The organism is Algoriphagus sp. TR-M9, from assembly GCF_027594545.1.
Taxonomy (GTDB): Bacteria; Bacteroidota; Bacteroidia; order Cytophagales; family Cyclobacteriaceae; genus Algoriphagus; species Algoriphagus halophytocola.
Window position 1 is genome coordinate 4,460,514 of record NZ_CP115160.1, and the last position, 18,095, is coordinate 4,478,608.

Below are 18,095 nucleotides of genomic sequence, written 5' to 3' on the forward strand. Positions count from 1 at the left end.
TCATCTTGATGGGCTTTGCTATAATTCATAAATAAGCTGATGAATAAATTTCATTTTAGAAATCACCGTTCTGCTGACTACAAATGGATAAGCATCCGGTACGCCCATGCTCCTGTTTAGGCTATTGATGGCAAAAGAGATCGGTGCCCAGCTTTCATATATTTTATTGAAATTCTGCTCGGTGTAAGGGTCAAATGAAAAAGTTCCTTGCAGAGATTTTTCATTTATTTTTGGACTTACCCCGATGCCATAATAATAGGCAGTCTCGGCCATATCCATGATGTGGAGGTAATGTGCCCAGGTTTCAGCCCAGTCTTCCCAGGGGTGCGCAGTAGCATATTGACTGATATATTGGTTTTGCCAATTTTGCTTTGGTCCATGCTGGTAGTAGGTCTGGAGAGCTTGGGAATAATCAGCCTGCTCATTTCCGAAAATTTCCCTATAATCATTCAAAGCACGCTGATTTTGTGCAATCAATTGATCCCAGTAGTAATGCCCAACTTCGTGCCTAAAATGCCCAATAAGTGTACGATACGGCTCGGACATTTGCTTTCTCATCTGTTCACGGTGGACAGAATCTGCTTCAGCAAGCAGGATGGTTATCACCCCGTTGGCATGGCCGGTCATGATCTTGTCATCACCCTGTCTGGAAAGAAAGTCAAAGCATAGCCCGCCTTCAGACATCTCTTCTTTAGGCGAAGCGGATAATTTGAAGCGGTTGAGCTGGTAAACCAAGCGATGTTTTGCCACCTCTAATTTTTGCCATTTTGGGAAATTCTCTGCATCTGAAAGGTCTGGTATAGTATTATTAAGTGCGCAAGCCTCACAAAATTCATTGCTTTCTTGGGCAGGCACCACCCAATTGCAAACCCCGTATTGGTGATTTGAGCAATGCTTGAAGGTTAAATTGCTATGGTCAGAAACCAGTTCAGGCTTGGCCGGATCAAAAGTCATTAAATTGATTTCTGTGGGATTATAACCTACTAAATGACCACAGTTTTCACAGGTATCATTTTCAAAAAACAAGGGATTTCCACAATTACCACATTCAAAAATTTTCATAGGTTGCTAGTCGTTTAGAAAGGAAAAGATAAATAGAAGATACAGCAGCTACAGAAAAGCTGCCAAAAACTTTTTATCCATGACCATATGTCTGAGGATTCGCTCCCGTACCAAAAGGCTAAGGAAGGATCAAAACATTATTTGTTTATTGGAAAATAACAGAACTATAATTTACACTAACTGTATTATATAAAATTTTATTTTTAAATTCCCTGTAAACAAAAACCTCAAATTTTTATGAAAAAGCTTGTAGCAGAATTTATTGGAACCTTCTGGCTGGTGCTGGGAGGTTGCGGAAGTGCCGTTTTGGCGGCAGGTTTCCCAGAACTGGGAATTGGTTTTGTAGGCGTCTCTTTTGCATTTGGTCTTACTGTTTTGACTATGGCCTATGCAATAGGTCATATTTCAGGATGCCATTTGAACCCTGCAGTGACGGTAGGGCTATGGATAGGAGGGCGATTTGAAAGCAAGGATGTAGTAGGGTACATCATCGCCCAAGTACTTGGTGGTCTTGCCGGGGCGGCTGTACTGTATGTAATCGCTACGGGCAAAGCCGGAGTAGAGCTGGGAGGATTTGCAGCAAATGGATATGGAGAAGCCTCTCCCGGAGGATATAACCTTACCTCGGCCTTGGTTACTGAAGTGGTGATGACCTTCATGTTTTTGATGATAATCTTGGGATCTACTTACCCTGAAGCACCGGCAGGATTTGCAGGTATTGCGATAGGATTGGGTTTGGTACTGATACATTTGATCAGTATTCCTGTGACTAATACTTCGGTGAACCCCGCTAGAAGTACCTCTCAAGCCATCTTTGCCGGGGGTATTTATTTGCAGCAGTTGTGGCTGTTTTGGCTTGCACCCCTAGTAGGAGCTGTATTAGCTGGGATAGTGTATAAAAATTTGTCTTCTTCTGAATAATTTATCAAAAAAAGTTAAATCTTTGTGTATAGAATTATTTCAATATCACATAACTCTTATTAAAATGAAATATTTTAAGATTTTATTCCTAGTCATGTTTTTTGCCTGCGCTGCTTCCCTGGAGAGTAATGCACAGGAGGTAGGTGTCCGATTTGGCCAGTTTGGCGGAAACAATGTGGCGATTGATGGGGTTTTTTCACTAGGCCAGTTTAGTCGTATCCATGCTGATGTGAGTTTTGGCTCAGGAGTCGGAATTGATGCGCTTTGGGATTTTATCTACAGACCAGTAGGATCTAGTGACTTCAAATGGTATGTAGGTGCAGGTCCGTCTTTGTATATTGATGATCCATTCTCCTTAGCTGCAGCAGGTGAAGTTGGGATTGAATATGCTTTTGAAGAAGTTCCTATTGTGATAGGAGCCGATTGGAGACCAACCTTCAGAATTGTCGAAAACACTGACTTTTTTGCCGATGTGTTTGGGCTGAACATTCGCTGGAGATTCGGGAATGACGGAAGTAGTTCGATAAATTAATTTCAAAGAGCAGGTCAAGTGGCCTGCTCTTTTTTTATGCTTGTTTTAGCTGAAGGTAGCTATCTATTGGAGCGGATGCCGGGTAAAGGGGGCTGGACGTTTGTGAAATTTCCCAAGGATCTCATCCAGACTTCAAAAGCTTTTGGGATGATGAAAGTCTCAGGAAGCATAGATGATTTTTCCTTTGAGGGAAAGCATCTGATGCCCATGGGAAATGGCTTTGTTTTTCTGCCTGTGCCCAAAGCTATTCGTAGCAAAATCAAAAAAGAAGCGGGCGATAGCGTCTCTATTCGACTTTTTAAAGAAGCTATTCCAGATCAGATCCCTGAGGAATTAATCGCCTGCCTGAAAGATGATCCAGGGAAATGGACTCTTTTCCAAAACCTTAGCAATTCAGAACAAAGGCATTGGGTAGAATACATCTACTACAGTGACAAAATAGAAGTAAGAGCCGAGCGAATCATCAAGTTGCTTCAGGCTTTGGCCGAAGGCTAGAATTCTACGATGATTCCTACCGTTGGCAAAATGGAGCCAGCTGGATTATCCAGATATTTCAGCTCATAGCGAGTGGGATCAGTGGGATCTACCTGGATATTTCCGTCCCCATCACGTACAGGCACTAAGAGTGGAGGCTGCTCAGCCTTAAAGTTGTAGGCATTTTGGATGTCTACGTACCAGTTTAGATTCCACTTCTTGTAATAATATTTCTTGTCCAACCTTAAGTCCAGTTGATGAAAGCCCTTTAGTCTGATCGCATTGATTTGAGTATAGTCTAGGATGGGTTGGTTTCTCAGATCCCAGTTGCTGATCAGGCTGGATTGCTCGTAGTCATACGGTGTATAGGGCGTACCGCCCAAAAACCTCCACCGTGCGCCTACCTCCCAATTGTTCCCAAATCGCTTGCCAGCGGTCAAGCTCACTATAAATCTATTGTCCCAGGAAGATGGGATAAAACCTGCTGTATTTGGGTTGGTAAACTCGCTTCTCACCAAAGTCAAAGAGGCGATTCCGTAGAAATCGTTGAATAATCTCTGCTGAGCCAGTAGCTCGACCCCATAGGCTCTACCCGCTGAGTTTGACTCCACCGGTTCATTGCCTATCACCCCAAAATCAGCACCCAGGTTTGCCAAAGAAATGCCATTTCTAACGGAAGAGGGGTAATTGCTGTATTTCTTATAAAATGCCTCAGCTGTAAAGCGACGGTTTTTATCAGGAACCAGCCATTCTACTCCCGCGATGAGCTGAGAATTTCGGATAAAGCGCACATCATTAAGTTGATTGATCAGGCCTCCGTTTTCATCCTGGTACCCGAGCACGGTGTAGGACGGTTTTTGATAATAAATACCAGCATTGGCTGTGGCGAAAAGGTTTGGTTTGAGTTGGTAGGAAAAAGAAACCCGTGGGCTCAGTTGATTTAGAGGATTTTTGGCCGTTTCGGCAAAGTCACCTCCGTCCATCCTGACTCCACCGCTGATCAGTAATCGCTCCTCATAGAAATTCTTACTGGCAGAAATAAAGGCACCGTAAAGGTTATAATTCGTGGTGGACTCTACATTAATGATTTGGCCTGTGTTGGCCAGAGTTGCACGGTCAAAATTCCTGATATAATATCTGGAATACTCATAGTTTACCCCATATTTATAGGTGAAGCCATTTTTGAACACGCTGTTTTCGGCCCGGAATTTATTTTCAGATTCTTGGGACAGGTAGTTGAACAGCAGATTGTCGGGAGAGCTTTCGTCATTTTTAGCGTATTTTTCAGAGTAGTTGTTCAGCATATTTCTGCTGAGCACAAAGGTCCAAAATCCATTTTCCCGAAACCGCTTCAATTTCACGCCAGTGGCATAATTCCACTGATCCTGCACGGGCAATACATCCAGGAGGTAAAGCCTGTTTTCCCGCTCTTCTTCCGTTTCATCGTCTGGCACATCTTGATTGAGCACAAATTTATCTATGGCACCCACGCCTAAGAAAGTTAGCTCTGTCTTGTCATTGATTTTGGTAGTGGTTTTAAACTGGAAGTCATTAAAAGTAGGTAAAAAAGGCAGCCCTAGAAGCTTGAAAAGACCCTGCAAGTAGGATCTCCTCGCAGATAGCAAATAGGTGGTTTTTTCTCCTATTGGGCCTTCGTTTGAGAGGGTTAACTCCGAAGCACCTAAGGTAACCTGAGTAGCCATCTTATCCCGCTGCCCTTCTTTCAGCTGAAACTCAAAAAATGAGCTCATGGCATCCATCCGATTGGCTGGAAAGCCACCGGCGATCAAATCTACATTCTTGATCAGGTTTACATTCAATATGCCTACTGGCCCGCCTGAGGAACCCTGCGTAGCAAAGTGGTTGATGACAGGTACCTCTATTTCATCTATGAAAAACTTGTTCTCATTGGGTGCGCCTCCACGAATCAGGATGTCATTTCTAAAACTAGGTGTACTAGCTACACCAGGCAAAGCCTGAATCACTCTAGAAATATCCCTGTTGCCACCGGGATAGCGCTCGATTTCATTGGCATTTAGCTTTCTTACCGAAAGTGGTGTTTCTTCCGATCTGGTAAATTCCGAATTGACCACGACCTCAGATAGTTCGGATGCATCTTCTATCAGCTCAATATCCAGTTGAACCGGCCTTGCCCTAGTCACCTGAACTTCGAAAATAGTTTTGGTTTTAAATCCCACAAAGCTAGCCCGCACATTGTAGAGACCCGGAGGAACACCTGTGATTTCGTAAACTCCATTTTCATCAGAAATCGCCCCTAGCTCTGTATCCTGAACCAAAACATTTGCAAATGCCACAGGCTCATTATTCGTAGGGTTGGTGATTTTTCCACGGATGATTCCTTGCGCAAAACCTGAGAAAGCCAATAGATGAAACAAGAACAAAAGTAGAGTGAACCGCATGAATGTGCCAGCTGATTAAGAATTGATATTTACTGATTGATTTTCTTTTACTTTCCATAGTCTCCACCAGGGCGTGCCCGGAGAGTCGTGGTGCTCATAATGATAGCCGAAGAAGTAACAGGAAAGGAAGGCCCAAAGATGGTTTTTGGGCTGGGTAGTCGAATGATGTTTGTTGTCACTTTCTCCCTTATGTGGCAGATAAGTACCAAAGTAGAACAGCTGAAAAGTAGCTAGTACTGCCGGCAACATCCAGAAAATAATCAGGTTTTCTACAGGTAGAAAGAGCTTCAACACATTGAAAGTGATGGCCATCAGCAAGATCTGCCAGATGCTCAGGTACTGCCTGATAAAGGAAAGGTACCAAGTGAAAAATCCATCGGAATGATGATAATCTGGATCTTTGTCCGTAGCTACAAACCGGTGATGCTCGTGATGTTTGGGGTAGAGTTTGCCATAAAAATTGTATGAAAAAAGTAATGCAGCCAACCAGCCTATTGCTGTATTCAGTTTTTTATTGGCAGAGACTAATCCATGCATTGCATCATGGGCAGTGATGAAAAGGCCCGTATATAGATGCATCTGAACCAAAATCCCCAAATAGATCAGAGGATCAGTCCATGAAACGGGGTAAGTGACCAGAAAGTAAAGGTTGATAAACCACAGTGCCATAATGCTTGCGGCTATGAGTACTCCTTTCGGATCGACTGAAGATTGAGAAATTGCTCGCTTCATTCCGGCAAGTTGCGTATGTTTTTTCAAAAAGTAAGGATCTTTTCCTTCACTTGCTCCATGAGCCACCTGGGGGTAGAAGTAGCCCCACATATTCCTATGCGGTCATTTTCTTCAAACCATCCGGAGTCTAGTTGTTCTGGGTTTGATACAAAGTAGGTATGTGGGTTTTTATCCTTGCAGACATTATAGAGCACTTTTCCATTGGATGATTTGGTACCACTTACAAAGATGATCTTGTCATAGTTTTCTACAAATGCCCTTAATTCTTTGTCCCGATTGGAGACTTGACGGCAGATGGTATCGTTGGTATTGACGCTGATTCCATTGGATTTCAGCACTTCGTTGATTTCATAGAATTTATCTGTGCTCTTCGTAGTCTGGGAGTACAGCGTGAGATTTTTGGGAAGCTTGTCTATCTCCAATTCTGCCAAATCCTGAAAGACAATCGCCTCATTATTCGTTTGACCCAGCAGACCTATTACTTCCGCGTGGGCATGCTTTCCATAGATATAAATTGGGTCTCCCTTGTCATAGGAGTTTTTGATTCTGTGCTGCAGTTTGAGCACCACGGGACAGCTGGCATCGATCAGGGTAAGGTTGTTTTGGATAGCGAGCTCGTAGGTAGCGGCAGGTTCTCCATGCGCTCTGATGAGGACTTTTTCATTTTTGAGCTGTTTGAGATCATTATGATCAATGATTTTGAGACCTTTTCGCTTGAGGCGGTTTACTTCCTCATCATTGTGTACGATATCCCCCAGGCAATACAAATGTCCAGTTTCATCCAGAATATCCTCTGCCATCTCAATGGCATAGACTACCCCGAAGCAAAACCCGGAATGATCATCGATATGTACCTGCAGATTTCTCATAACTTAATAACATTAAGAGATTTGAATTGTTTCACGTTTTCTGAAAATTTCAAATAGGGTAATATTCATTAATAGCAGGGTCATGGAGTAAATGCTGTCTTCTATGGGCACTGTCCAAATCCGGATTCCCAGGTTTTCAGCGTTGTTATAGATTACCACAGGCTCTTGGGTGACTCCGCCTGTCAGTATGCCATTACAGATGAAAAATGGGATCAGATGAACCAAATAGGCAAAAATAAAGCGCCCCATAAACCGATCTTTGAAAATCGCCCAGTGCACAGCCAACGCTATAGCCCCTATTAGGAAATTGACGGCAGTGTACATTTTGTCCCAATGAATAATTGCTAAAAGCAACAAAACCGGAATCAAAATGAACACGAAGGGTTTAGCATAAGGCTTGAAGTGATCTTTAGGGAAAAAGTAAATCAACACTTCGTAAATGAATACGCAGGCAAAAGGAATGGTGAAGAAAAACAGCCATTCTTCCAGCGGAAGCTCAAAGAGATAGAGCCCTAAAATATACCTGGGATTGAATTCCCAGATTCCCATCACTGTAAACCAGTGATCCCAAATGGTAAAAAATGCTGCTGTAAGTACAATGGCAGGAAATAAGGCATACCACTTCGAAGCAAAGCGGATTTTTGGCTCAAATGAGCGAATCAGTGGAAAAGAAATAGCGAATAGATTGAGGGCTAGGTAGAGCGCTTTTTCCATAGTCAGCTGAGCCCGAGTTTACTCCCAAAATAAGTCCCTAGAAGTAAAGTGAATTTTTGGGAATTGGGTATGCGCACCCGCTCATGGGTAATAGTGTCAGCAGATACACCCTTGATTTTATCAAACAGTTTTTGATAATAGAGGTAAGCTACTTTGACGCCGAGTTTGGCTCCTTCAGGAAGCTGTGCAATCCCGATCAGCGCCTCGTCAAAGTCACTCTGAATATCTTTTTCTATGGCCACTTTGGAGATTTTGTCAAACAGCTCGAAAGAAACCCCGGGAAAATAAACCCTCCCTCTCTCTTCGTAATCGCTTTTGATATCTCTAAGGAAATTTACCTTCTGAAAAGCCGAACCTAACTTTCTGGCAGGGCTTTTCAGCTTATCGTACATTTCTAGATTCCCTTCCACAAAGACCTTCAAACACATCAAACCTACTACCTCTGCCGATCCATAAATGTACTCCTGATAATTGCTGTCCTGGTAAGTGCGAAAATCCAGATCCATGGCCATACTTTTGAAGAAGGCTTCGATGAGGTCCAAATCGATGTGGTACTTGTTCACTATAAGCTGAAAGCCGTGCAGTACCGGGTTCAAAGACAAACCTCTTTCTATGGATTCATAGGTTTCTTTGCGGAAGGTGGCCAAAAGCTCCGCCTTGTCATGATCATGGAAGGTATCGACTATTTCATCTGCAAAGCGTACAAACCCATAAATAGAATAAATAGGTTCGTGAAATTTCTTATCAAGAGTCTGAATGCCCAGCGTAAAACTAGTGCTGTACCGCTGTGTGATTAATTTCCCACACTCTAAACTGGTCTGATTGAATAATTCTCTTGCATCCATAGTACTGATTCTTGCTTTAAGTTAAGAAAATTCTTTGGTCACCTCACCAGCCACTACCTGTCCTGATATCAAGGAGGGGGGCACTCCCGGCCCTGGTACGGTCAACTGCCCCGTATAGAACAGGTTTTTCGTCTTTTTGTTTTTCAACGATGGTTTTAAAAGGGCTGTTTGCTTTAAGGTATTGGCCAGTCCGTAGGCATTTCCCTTGTAGGCATGATAGTCGGTTTTGAAATCTGAGTGGGCATAAGATCTTTTGTAAATCACATGAGACCTAATCTCCTGCCCTGTGATTTTTTCCAGCCTTTCCATGATGAGATTGTAGTATTTTTCCCGCATCTCCTCGGAGTCTTCCAGATCCGGAGCCAAAGGGATCAGCAAAAACAAATTCTCCATATTCTCAGGAGCCACTGTACTGTCCGTAATGGAAGGAACGCAGGCATAGAATAAGGGCGCTTCTGGCCATCTGGGATGGGTGTAGATGGCGTCTGCATGAGGCCCCAGCGGCTCATCAAAGAAAAGATTGTGGTGGCGCAGGTTCTTTAGTTTTTTGTCAACTCCTAGGTAAAAAAGCAAACTAGAGGGTGCCAGTACGCGCTTATTCCAATATTCCTCCGTGTAATTGCTGTATTTTGGGTTGATCAGGTGTTGATCTACATGATGGTAATCTGCACCGGCTATCACCACATCTGCATCGATTCGCTCTCCAGATACCAAGCGTATTCTACGGGCTACTGCATTTTCGATTTCGATTTCTTCTACTTCGGTGTTATACCGGAATTCCACTCCTTTTTCCTCGGCCAGAGTCACCATCCCTTTGATGATTTCATGCATGCCGCCTTTAGGGTACCAGGTGCCCAAGGCGATATCTGCATAGTTCATTAAGCTGTAGAGCGCAGGAATATTTTCGGCCGTTTCTCCAAGGAACAGCACGGGAAACTCCATCAGACGGATGATTTTTTCAGATTTGAAAAATTTCCGAACATGAGCGGACATGGACTGGGAAATATCCATGCGCATGACATCTTTAAAGAGCGAAATGGAGGCAAATTCCTTCAGGGAGCGACTGGGTTTTTTGACCAGATCGTGGATTCCTACTTGGTATTTGTATTTGGCTTGGGCCAAAAAAAGATCCAATTGAGCGGCAGCTCCAGGCTCTATTTCCTCCAGTTTGGCTTTGAATTCAGAGAGATTGGCTGGTATGTCCAAAATGTCATCCTGACCATAAACCACCGAATAGGAAGGATCCAGCCGTATTAATTCGTAGTAGTCTTCGGGCTTTTTGCCAAAGTGGGAAAAATAGTCTTCAAAAACGTCCGGCATCCAGTACCAGCTCGGCCCCATGTCAAAAGTAAAACCATTGGATTCAAACTTTCTGGCTCGGCCTCCTGGAGATTCGTTTTTTTCCAGGAGGGTCACTGAAAAGCCGTTTTTTGCCAAGTGGGTGGCTGCGGAGATTCCTGCAAAGCCGGCTCCTATGACCACCGCGTGTTTTTGCTTCATTTGCTTAATTGATATGCTTGTAAACCTTCAAATCTTGCTTGAGGTATTTACGGGCAATATGAATTCTATTTTTCACAGTTCCAATCGGGATAGAAAGGCGATCTGCGATCTCATGATACTTGAAGCCCCTGTAATAGAGTAAAAACGGGGTGCTGAACATATCGTCTAGTCTGTCTATGGCTTCATAAATATCCTCAATCGCAAAGTCTCCATAGACATTATTTTCAATCAGAGAATCGCTGGAGTTGATATAGTGAAGATTGTCCGTGGTATCCACAAAGGTGTTGCGACGCACCATTTTCTGATAGTTGGTGATGAAGGTATTCTTCATGATGGTGTAAAGCCATGCTTTCAGATTAGTGCCTTCGGCAAACTTATCCTGGTTGGTGTAGGCTTTGACCATGGTGTCCTGGAGCAGGTCATTGGCGTCATCCAAATCTCTGGTCAGCTTTAATGCAAAAGGCTTTAGAACACCTGATAGTTGATTGAGTGAGTAACTGAATTCTACTGATGTCATGGCTTTGTGGTTTTGTTTAATCAAACGTACAGATAGTTAAACGGAATTACAAGAAAATGTTTAGCGAAACTGTAAAAAGATTAAACAAAAAAGTTTCTGTATCTTATGATATTACGCCATAAAGCTGGTTTAAATGATTTTTGGGCACAAAAAAAGCATTCTGGCTAAGAATGCTTTTGTTTAATTTTTTTTGAAAAATTCTAAACAATCTCTTGTTCCATTTCCAAAAGGACCTGTTTAATCTCCTTGGCGTAGGTGAGCAGTCGGATATTCGTAGGGATTTGCACGGGTTGCTCTAAAGTTTGAAGTCCTGTTACAAAGATTTCACTTTGCGAAAATTCATGACTTAGCCAGTTGACGTATTCCTGTACTCCATCACCTGCAGGCGCTGAGGTAATGATAGTCAGCAAGAAGTCAGGTTTCTGAAGTTTGTACACTGAGAGCAGGTCTTCCTGTGGGGTGCTTTGACCTAGGTAGATGACTTTATGCCCGTGCTTTTTGATCAAGTAAGAGCTGAAAAGCAAGGAGAGCTCGTGCAGCTCACCTTCAGGAAGGAAAAGCATAAAAGTTTTGCCTGAGTATCCATTTACCTGTCCGTCTATCGCTACTATAAGTTTCTGCCGGATCAAGTTGGAGATGAAATGTTCCTGTGCGGGATTGATAGCACCTGTTTGCCAGAGAATCCCGATTTTCGAAAGAAAAGGATAGATGATATTGAGTACAGTATCCTCAAAGCCCAGTTTCAGGATATTGGTGGAGAGTACTTTTTCAAATCTTTCCTCGTCCATCTCTACCATACAGATAGTCAGTGCCTGGATTTGGTCATTATGATCGGTAGACTGGTCTGTGAGCTTGATGATTTCTTGGGAAATGTCCGTTTTGGACATGGCAGCTATCTTACTGATCTTTATGCCATGGGCATTGAGCATGGCTACGTTGAGGATGAGTTTGAGATCTGCATCGTCATAATAGCGGATATTGGTCTCTGTCCTTTTTGGGCAAAGTAGCTTATACCGCTGCTCCCAGATTCTCAGGGTATGCGCCTTGATTCCGGATAGTTGTTCTAGATCTTTGATAGAATAATTGCTCACCTTTCTTTCTGCTTAAAATATTTCCTAGGTACCAGGAATAGTCCAAATGATACCGCTCCGTCTCTTTTTCTACTTTGATGATGCGCTTGGTGTGCCTTCAATATTCCTTTCAAAAAGCCACTTTTGGGTCTGTCCAGCCACTTCACCCTCCTATGGATCAAGACATCGTGTAGGAAGAAATACAGCATTCCGTAGGTGCTGATCCCCGTTCCCATCCAAAATCTATAATCCAATTCTCCTACTCCCAGCACTATCAGAAGTACAGCAATACCTCCAAATAATAGTGAAAAGAGATCGTTCAACTCGAAAAAAGAATTGGAGTGCTCATGGTGTGTTCTGTGAATCATCCAAAGTGGCCCGTGCATTAAATACTTATGTATGGCCCAACCGGAGACTTCCATCAAAACAAACCCGAGCAAGAAAAAACCAATTGCTTCAATCATCACACATACAACCTTAGGGTTTCCAATTTGTTTTTCAATAATTAAAGAGCGGCTGATTTTCAGGAGCAAATTATAGCTCCAGGGTAAAATTCAGCACCGTAAAAAAGAGTGTCATGGCTACCAACATGAAGGCTGCCAGCGGGTTACTCTTCTCAAAATTACCCTTTCTGAAGATATAATGTATCAGAAAAGCCACCGCAAACCAAGTTAGGTAGTTTTCGGCAGGAATAATGTCAAACTTCCAGTACCAGAAATCCAATGCCACGGCCACGGGTTCCATGATGTAATCCAAGGCCGTCATGGCCGCAGCTCCCAGAAATGCAGCGTAGAGATCATTATCAGTGACCTTATAAAAAACCGAACCGGTAAGGTAAACCAGAATGAACCAGTTGACTCCGATCACGATGGGAACCTCCCAAAGCTTTGGCCCCAAAGTCTCTCCATATACATAGTCACCAAAGATATAGCCGGTATGGATTCCAATCAGCTCTGCACCAAACCCCAGCCAAAATGCTGCCGTGGCAAAGATGGGAAATGCCTCATTCCAGCCCCGGTGAAAGCCCAAGAGCAGTGCCAAAGAAAGCAGCAGCTGAGCAGGAGTTAACAGCAGAAAATACTCCCTATACTCCGGTATACTCAGCCCCACTGCGCCTACACCGTACAGGGCTACCACCACGATCTTAGCAATAACCAATTGCTTATTCTGGGCCTTTGGTGGAGGCTGGGCTATTTTATGCATAATTTTGGGAGCTTTGGTACGGGTATATTCTATTATTCGTTCTGGGATTCCTAACTTTGAATCCTCAAATCTGTTTGCAAAAAAACGAAATTCCAGCTAAAATCCCCCGATATGATTCTATACAACGTCACATTCACCGTCGCCAATGAAGTAGAAGAAGATTTTGTGCAGTGGATGAAAAGCACCCATATACCCGATATTTTTGCTACGGGAATGTTTCTGGAGCACAAGTTTTTCCGCTTGCTGAATAGCCCTGATGACAGTGTTACGAATTATAGTCTGCAGTTTTATGCGGCAAGCACAAAGAAGCTGATCGAATACGAAAGCAGATTTGCCCATGAGTTGCGCTACGAAACGCAGGCCAGATATGGTGAAAAGGCAATGCCCTTTCGTACCCTGATGGAATTGGTGGAGTAGGTGAAAATAGGCGCCCCACTCGGGGCTTCCGTGCAGGTCTTGCTACAATGCCCCCCGGCTTTGCCGAGGGTTATGAATAGTCGCAACCCTTCGGGTTTTTCGCATAGCTAATCCGCTACAAATCACGGTAGAGATTAAAAAGCTAGTTTAGTTGTTAACCAGCTCCAAAGGAGCCAAACCATTCATGACCCTGTATGCAGTGCAGGGCACAGGAAACCAGTAAACCAAGGAGCCCTGAAAGGGTGAAACTTAGGCGTTTCGCCCCATTCGGGGCTTCCATGCAGGTTTTGTCCCAATACCCCCCGGCTTTGCCGAGGGTTATGAATAGTCGCAACCCTTCGGGTTTTTTGCATAGCTAATCTGCTACAAATCACTGTAGAGATTAAAAAGCTAGTTTAGTTGTTACCCAGCTCCAAAGGAGCCAAACCATTCATGACCCTGTACGCAGTGCAGGGAACCAAGAGTAATGAAATGGATGAGCCCTGAAAGGGCGGAACTTTTACCAAAAAAACTTAACTTCCTTAAAGCAAACTTTTTAAAAAAATGACTTCTTACCGACAAATGTATTATCACGTCATATTTCATACTAAGAGGAACAAGCCTTCCTTAAATTCAGACTGCAAGGACGTTTACAACTATTTATGGGGAATAGTTAAAAACAAAAAATCAAAACTTTATCAAATCAATGGGATTGAAAACCATATTCATTTGCTGGTGGATATCCACCCCACAAATGCTGTTGCAGATTTCATGCAGGATTTAAAAGCCTATTCAAGTGCTTGGATTAAAAAATCAAAAGCACATCCAAATTTTACAGGTTGGGCAGACGGATATGGATGCTTTACCTGTTCCATTCATGAAAAGGATAGATTAATAAATTACATCAAGGGACAAAAGGAACATCACAAAACAGAAACCTTTGAGGATGAGTATCGAAGGATTTTAATTGAAAATGGAATTGAGATTGATGAAAGGTATTTTTTGAAATAGAAAGTAGTTTCGCCCCATTCGGGGCTTCCGTGCAGGTTTTGCTACAATGCCCCCCGGCTTTGCCGAGGGTTATGAATAGTCGCAACCCTTCGGGTTTTTTGCATAGCTAATCCGCTACAAATCACTGTAGAGATTAAAAAGCTAGTTTAGTTGTTAACCAGCTCCAAAGGAGCCTAACCATTCACGAGCCTGTACGCAGTGCAGGGTACATACAGGAAACTAGTAAACAAAGGAGCCCTGAAAGGGTGAAACTTAGGCGTTTCGCCCCATTCGGGGCTTCCATGCAGGTTTTGTCCCAATACCCCCCGGCTTTGCCGAGGGTTATGAATAGTCGCAACCCTTCGGGTTTTTTGCATAGCTAATCCGCTACAAATCACTGTAGAGATTATAAAGCTAGTTTAGTTGTTAACCAGCTCCAAAGGAGCCTAACCATTCACGAGCCTGTACGCAGTGCAGGGTACATACAGGAAACCAGTAAACAAAGGAGCCCTGAAAGGGTGAAACTTAGGCGTTTCGCCCCACTCGGGGCTGCCATCCAGGTTTTGTCCCAATGCCCCCCAGCTTTGCCGAGGGTTATGAATAGTCGCAACCCTTCGGGTTTTTCCTCCTGTGCATTTAATTTTCAGGTATGAATTACCCAAGAATAGGATTTAATGAAGTGCTTCGTTTTTTTACCAGCTCCAAAGGAGCCAAACCATTCATGACCCTGTATGCAGTGCAGGGCACAGGAAACCAGTAAACCAAGGAGCCCTGAAAGGGTGAAACTTAGGCGTTTCGCCCCATTCGGGGCTTCCGTGCAGGTCTTGCTACAATGCCCCCCGGCTTTGCCGAGGGTTATGAATAGTCGCAACCCTTCGGGTTTTTTGCATAGCTAATCCGCTACAAATCACTGTAGAGATTAAAAAGCTAGTTTAGTTGTTAACCAGCTCCAAAGGAGCCTAACCATTCATGACCCTGTACGCAGTGCAGGGTACATACAGGAAACTAGTAAACAAAGGAGCCCTGAAAGGGTGAAACTTAGGCGTTTCGCCCCATTCGGGGCTTCCATTCAGGTTTTTTCTCAATGCCCCCCAGCTTTGCCGAGGGTTATGAATAGTCGCAACCCTTCGGGTTTTTCCTCCTGTGCATTTAATTTTCAGGTATGAATTACCCAAGAATAGGATTTAATGAAGTGCTTCGTTTTTTTACCAGCTCCAAAGGAGCCAAACCATTCATGACCCTGTACGCAGTGCAGGGTACAGGAAACTAGTAAACAAAGGAGCCCTGAAAGGGTGAAACTTAGGCGTTTCGCCCCATTCGGGGCTTCCGTCCAGGTCTTGCTACAATGCCCCCCGGCTTTGCCGAGGGTTATGAATAGTCGCAACCCTTCGGGTTTTTTGCATAGCTAATCCGCTACAAATCACGGTAGAGATTAAAAAGCTAGTTTAGCTTTCAGAGCCAAAGTATCACACCGCACATTAGTGTAATTCTCCACTAATTTTTTGAATAATTAACATTTAAGGGTCGGTTTTCACTTACAGTTTTTTTAGTTTTATAGCTAACCCTCCTGTAAATGAAGAGACTAATTATTTTTTCCATTCTGACTGTTTTATTTTTTTCCTGCGGAGAAAAAAGCAACACCGAAAAATCCGAATCCGAAAATATACTCGAAAACCTGACTTACTCCATCGATACGGTTCTAGTGGATTCGGGTGAAGAAATACTTTTTCTACAAAGTGACTTAAGTCATTCCACACTTTCTATGGATCAAAAGAAACTCTTCAATTTTTCTCCCAAAAGTGAGCTGGAAGTGATAGACTTGGAAAGCTTGAAGTTGCTTGACAAGGTTTCCACTGATAAGGAAGGACCACTTGGTACAGGCTGGCCTTACGCCATCCAGGTGGATCAAACTGGAAATATGGTTTTTTATGGGGTTGAGGAAGTAAGAATTTTTAGTTCTGACTTGAGCTCCATGAAACGTTATCAACTTACTACCGAGGCTTTGTCAGGGCTAGAACCTGAGATGTTATCCATGTTTAACCCAAAGATCACTGATGGTAACCTCCTTTTTAGCATTTATGAAAATCAGGAACAAGTACCTCAAGGGCTTGCGATCATTTCTTTGGAAGAAGCAACTGTGAAAAAATTCGAACTCAGTTTGGCTGAAAAAATCACTCCTTTCACCTTTTCGCTTTATGTACAAGGAAGGTTGAGCAACAAAGCCTATGAACCCATCCATTTGGAACTGGCAAATAATCAACTCATTGTCTCCACTGCCTATTTTAATGAGGCGATTATTTTTGACCTGGCGAGTGAAACAGTCACTACTAAAACCTTCCATTCAGAACTGACCCAAGACCAAACGGCTATTCCTCCTAAAACCTCCGCCGAAACCATCAATGAAATGGAGACTATCAGGAAGGAAACTTCAAAAAGTGTCAAGTTCGGCCCTATTTATTTTGATAAGAATAACGAGAAGTTTTGGAGATTTTCCCGGGAACTTGACCGGGAAATCGCTGACTCCTTGATTTTCAGAAATGTACTTACAGTCTTTGACAAAGACCTGAATCAGCTTGCAGAGACCGAAGTGTCTGTAGATCCCTTTTCGAAAAAATTCTTCAAAAACGGCAAGCTCTACTCCTATGTCAACGTCGAGGACGAGCTCGGCTTCGCAGTATTTACTTTTGATTTTTAATAAATTATGAAAAAACTACTTACGATTTCATTTCTCTCCTTACTTGCCGCCTGTGGCGGTAAAGAATCCGATTCCACAGAACAAAAAAACATACTCGAAGACCTGACATACTCTGTGGATACTGTGGTAGTAAATCCGGGAGAGAACATTATTGACCTATCGCATGGGTCAAGGTTTTCTTCAGTTTCGTTAGACGAGCAGAAATTCTACCATTATGACTACCGTATGACAGCCATTAACGAGATTGATTTACAAAAATTAGAATTGACAGATAGGTATCAATTCTCCAAAGAAGGTCCAAACTCTATCGGTTTCAATCCTCCCACTATTCAACCTTTGAGTAGTGATAGATTCTTATTTGTTTCTTCTGGTATAAATGTCGGAACCTACTTCAAGAGTGGAGAACAGGAGAAAAACCTAAAATTCAATTTTAAAGAAATAGATGGCCTTGACCTAGATGAAGGAGGCCTTATTACCTACCAAGCCCATATCTCACCTGATGAAAAACACCTCTTTGCATTGACAAGTCCTTACAAAACAAGTTCGGATGTAAGGCTAATTATAATAAACCCTGAAACAAAAACCGGGAAATCAATTTCACTGCCCGCTATGGTTTCAACATTAAAGTTTAGAGTAAGCCTCCAATCGGGAAAAAATTTTAGGGGAAGAGGGGAGGCCGTCAATTTAAATGTGTTGAATAATAAACTTTTTATAACAAGCAGTGCCAATTCAGATGCCTATGTGTATGATTATCAATCTGACTCGTTGAGCTTATTTGAGTTTCCACATCAGTTAGTATCTCCAAGGAAATTAGGGGAAATAAAACAAGAGGTATCTGATGGAAATGAATTCAACGCTGAAACGGCCAAATTCATCTATCAAACAAGCTTTGACAAATTCTTATGGGATAAGAAGCGACAACAACATTTTCGATTGGGATATAAATTAATCCCACAGGAAACGCCCGAATTGGAAAAAAAATCTGAGGTATTCCTCTTCGCCTATGACAAAGACTTAAATCTTCTCGGAGAGAAACAACTAGATCAAATTGATAATAGACTTGAATCCCCCTTCTTCAAAGATGGCAAGCTTTACTCCTTTGTCAACGTCGAGGACGAGCTGGGCTTTGCTGTATTTACTTTTGATTTTTAAAAA

General features: G+C 42.9%; 18 protein-coding genes. 7 read left to right on the forward strand and 11 right to left on the reverse strand.

Translation table 11 applies throughout. The annotated features are described in order from the left end of the window. Positions 1 to 18 precede the first annotated feature (18 nt). The gene (locus tag PBT90_RS19045; protein WP_270130696.1) at positions 19 to 1,062 is read right to left on the reverse strand and encodes a zinc-binding metallopeptidase family protein; all 1,044 of its coding nucleotides are present in this window, start codon (positions 1,060 to 1,062) and stop codon (positions 19 to 21) included. Between the two features lie 237 nt (positions 1,063 to 1,299). Between PBT90_RS19045 and aqpZ the strand changes: the two genes are divergently transcribed. The 3 genes from aqpZ (at position 1,300) to PBT90_RS19060 (ending at position 3,010) form a co-directional block, all read left to right on the forward strand. Next, positions 1,300 to 1,983: an aquaporin Z gene (aqpZ, locus tag PBT90_RS19050; RefSeq protein WP_264808085.1), complete on the forward strand. Its 684-nt coding sequence runs from the start codon at positions 1,300 to 1,302 to the stop codon at positions 1,981 to 1,983. Between the two features lie 64 nt (positions 1,984 to 2,047). Further along, positions 2,048 to 2,515, forward strand: a complete 468-nt coding sequence (locus PBT90_RS19055; protein WP_264808086.1) for an outer membrane insertion C- signal — start codon at positions 2,048 to 2,050, stop codon at positions 2,513 to 2,515. A gap of 36 nt (positions 2,516 to 2,551) precedes the next feature. Further along, positions 2,552 to 3,010 (forward strand): YdeI/OmpD-associated family protein, encoded by a 459-nt coding sequence (locus PBT90_RS19060; protein ID WP_264808087.1) that lies wholly within the window; start codon positions 2,552 to 2,554, stop codon positions 3,008 to 3,010. Here PBT90_RS19060 and PBT90_RS19065 read toward each other — a convergent pair. The 10 genes from PBT90_RS19065 to PBT90_RS19110 all read right to left on the reverse strand — a co-directional run bounded on the left by PBT90_RS19065 (position 3,007) and on the right by PBT90_RS19110 (position 12,859). Beyond that, on the reverse strand, positions 3,007 to 5,409 hold the full coding sequence (locus PBT90_RS19065) for a TonB-dependent receptor (protein WP_264808088.1): 2,403 nt from the start codon (positions 5,407 to 5,409) through the stop codon (positions 3,007 to 3,009). The two genes, PBT90_RS19060 and PBT90_RS19065, sit on opposite strands and share 4 nt — an antisense overlap. Positions 5,410 to 5,424: 15 nt before the next feature. Further along, the gene (locus tag PBT90_RS19070; RefSeq protein WP_264811491.1) at positions 5,425 to 6,141 is read right to left on the reverse strand and encodes a fatty acid desaturase; all 717 of its coding nucleotides are present in this window, start codon (positions 6,139 to 6,141) and stop codon (positions 5,425 to 5,427) included. 23 nt (positions 6,142 to 6,164) lie between these two features. Further along, positions 6,165 to 7,010 (reverse strand): 4-hydroxy-3-methylbut-2-enyl diphosphate reductase, encoded by an 846-nt coding sequence (locus PBT90_RS19075; protein ID WP_264808089.1) that lies wholly within the window; start codon positions 7,008 to 7,010, stop codon positions 6,165 to 6,167. A gap of 12 nt (positions 7,011 to 7,022) precedes the next feature. Continuing rightward, entirely contained in the window at positions 7,023 to 7,724 is a 702-nt protein-coding gene (locus tag PBT90_RS19080) for a lycopene cyclase domain-containing protein (protein ID WP_264808090.1), read from the reverse strand. 2 nt (positions 7,725 to 7,726) lie between these two features. Further along, positions 7,727 to 8,569, reverse strand: a complete 843-nt coding sequence (locus PBT90_RS19085) for a phytoene/squalene synthase family protein (protein ID WP_264808091.1) — start codon at positions 8,567 to 8,569, stop codon at positions 7,727 to 7,729. Positions 8,570 to 8,590: 21 nt separating this feature from the next. Continuing rightward, positions 8,591 to 10,069, reverse strand: coding sequence for a phytoene desaturase family protein (locus tag PBT90_RS19090; protein WP_270130702.1), 1,479 nt, complete (start codon positions 10,067 to 10,069; stop codon positions 8,591 to 8,593). Positions 10,070 to 10,073: 4 nt separating this feature from the next. Further along, a complete protein-coding gene (locus tag PBT90_RS19095; RefSeq protein ID WP_264808093.1) occupies positions 10,074 to 10,586 on the reverse strand; it encodes an RNA polymerase sigma factor in 513 nt (170 codons plus the stop codon). A 200-nt stretch (positions 10,587 to 10,786) separates the two neighbouring features. Beyond that, on the reverse strand, positions 10,787 to 11,677 hold the full coding sequence (locus PBT90_RS19100) for a MerR family transcriptional regulator (RefSeq protein WP_264808094.1): 891 nt from the start codon (positions 11,675 to 11,677) through the stop codon (positions 10,787 to 10,789). Continuing rightward, entirely contained in the window at positions 11,674 to 12,120 is a 447-nt protein-coding gene (locus PBT90_RS19105; RefSeq protein WP_264808095.1) for a sterol desaturase family protein, read from the reverse strand. Before PBT90_RS19105 ends, PBT90_RS19100 begins: the two co-directional genes overlap by 4 nt. A 70-nt stretch (positions 12,121 to 12,190) precedes the next feature. Next, entirely contained in the window at positions 12,191 to 12,859 is a 669-nt protein-coding gene (locus PBT90_RS19110) for a carotenoid biosynthesis protein (protein WP_264808096.1), read from the reverse strand. Between the two features lie 111 nt (positions 12,860 to 12,970). On the opposite strand from PBT90_RS19110, the gene PBT90_RS19115 reads away from it, so the two are divergent. The 4 genes from PBT90_RS19115 to PBT90_RS19130 all read left to right on the forward strand — a co-directional run bounded on the left by PBT90_RS19115 (position 12,971) and on the right by PBT90_RS19130 (position 18,092). After that, positions 12,971 to 13,276: a DUF4286 family protein gene (locus PBT90_RS19115; protein ID WP_264808097.1), complete on the forward strand. Its 306-nt coding sequence runs from the start codon at positions 12,971 to 12,973 to the stop codon at positions 13,274 to 13,276. A 543-nt stretch (positions 13,277 to 13,819) separates the two neighbouring features. Continuing rightward, entirely contained in the window at positions 13,820 to 14,266 is a 447-nt protein-coding gene (gene tnpA, locus PBT90_RS19120; protein ID WP_264808098.1) for an IS200/IS605 family transposase, read from the forward strand. A 1,552-nt stretch (positions 14,267 to 15,818) separates the two neighbouring features. Beyond that, positions 15,819 to 16,940, forward strand: a complete 1,122-nt coding sequence (locus tag PBT90_RS19125; protein WP_264808100.1) for a DUF4221 domain-containing protein — start codon at positions 15,819 to 15,821, stop codon at positions 16,938 to 16,940. Positions 16,941 to 16,946: 6 nt separating this feature from the next. Continuing rightward, on the forward strand, positions 16,947 to 18,092 hold the full coding sequence (locus PBT90_RS19130; RefSeq protein ID WP_264808101.1) for a DUF4221 domain-containing protein: 1,146 nt from the start codon (positions 16,947 to 16,949) through the stop codon (positions 18,090 to 18,092). Positions 18,093 to 18,095 lie beyond the last annotated feature (3 nt).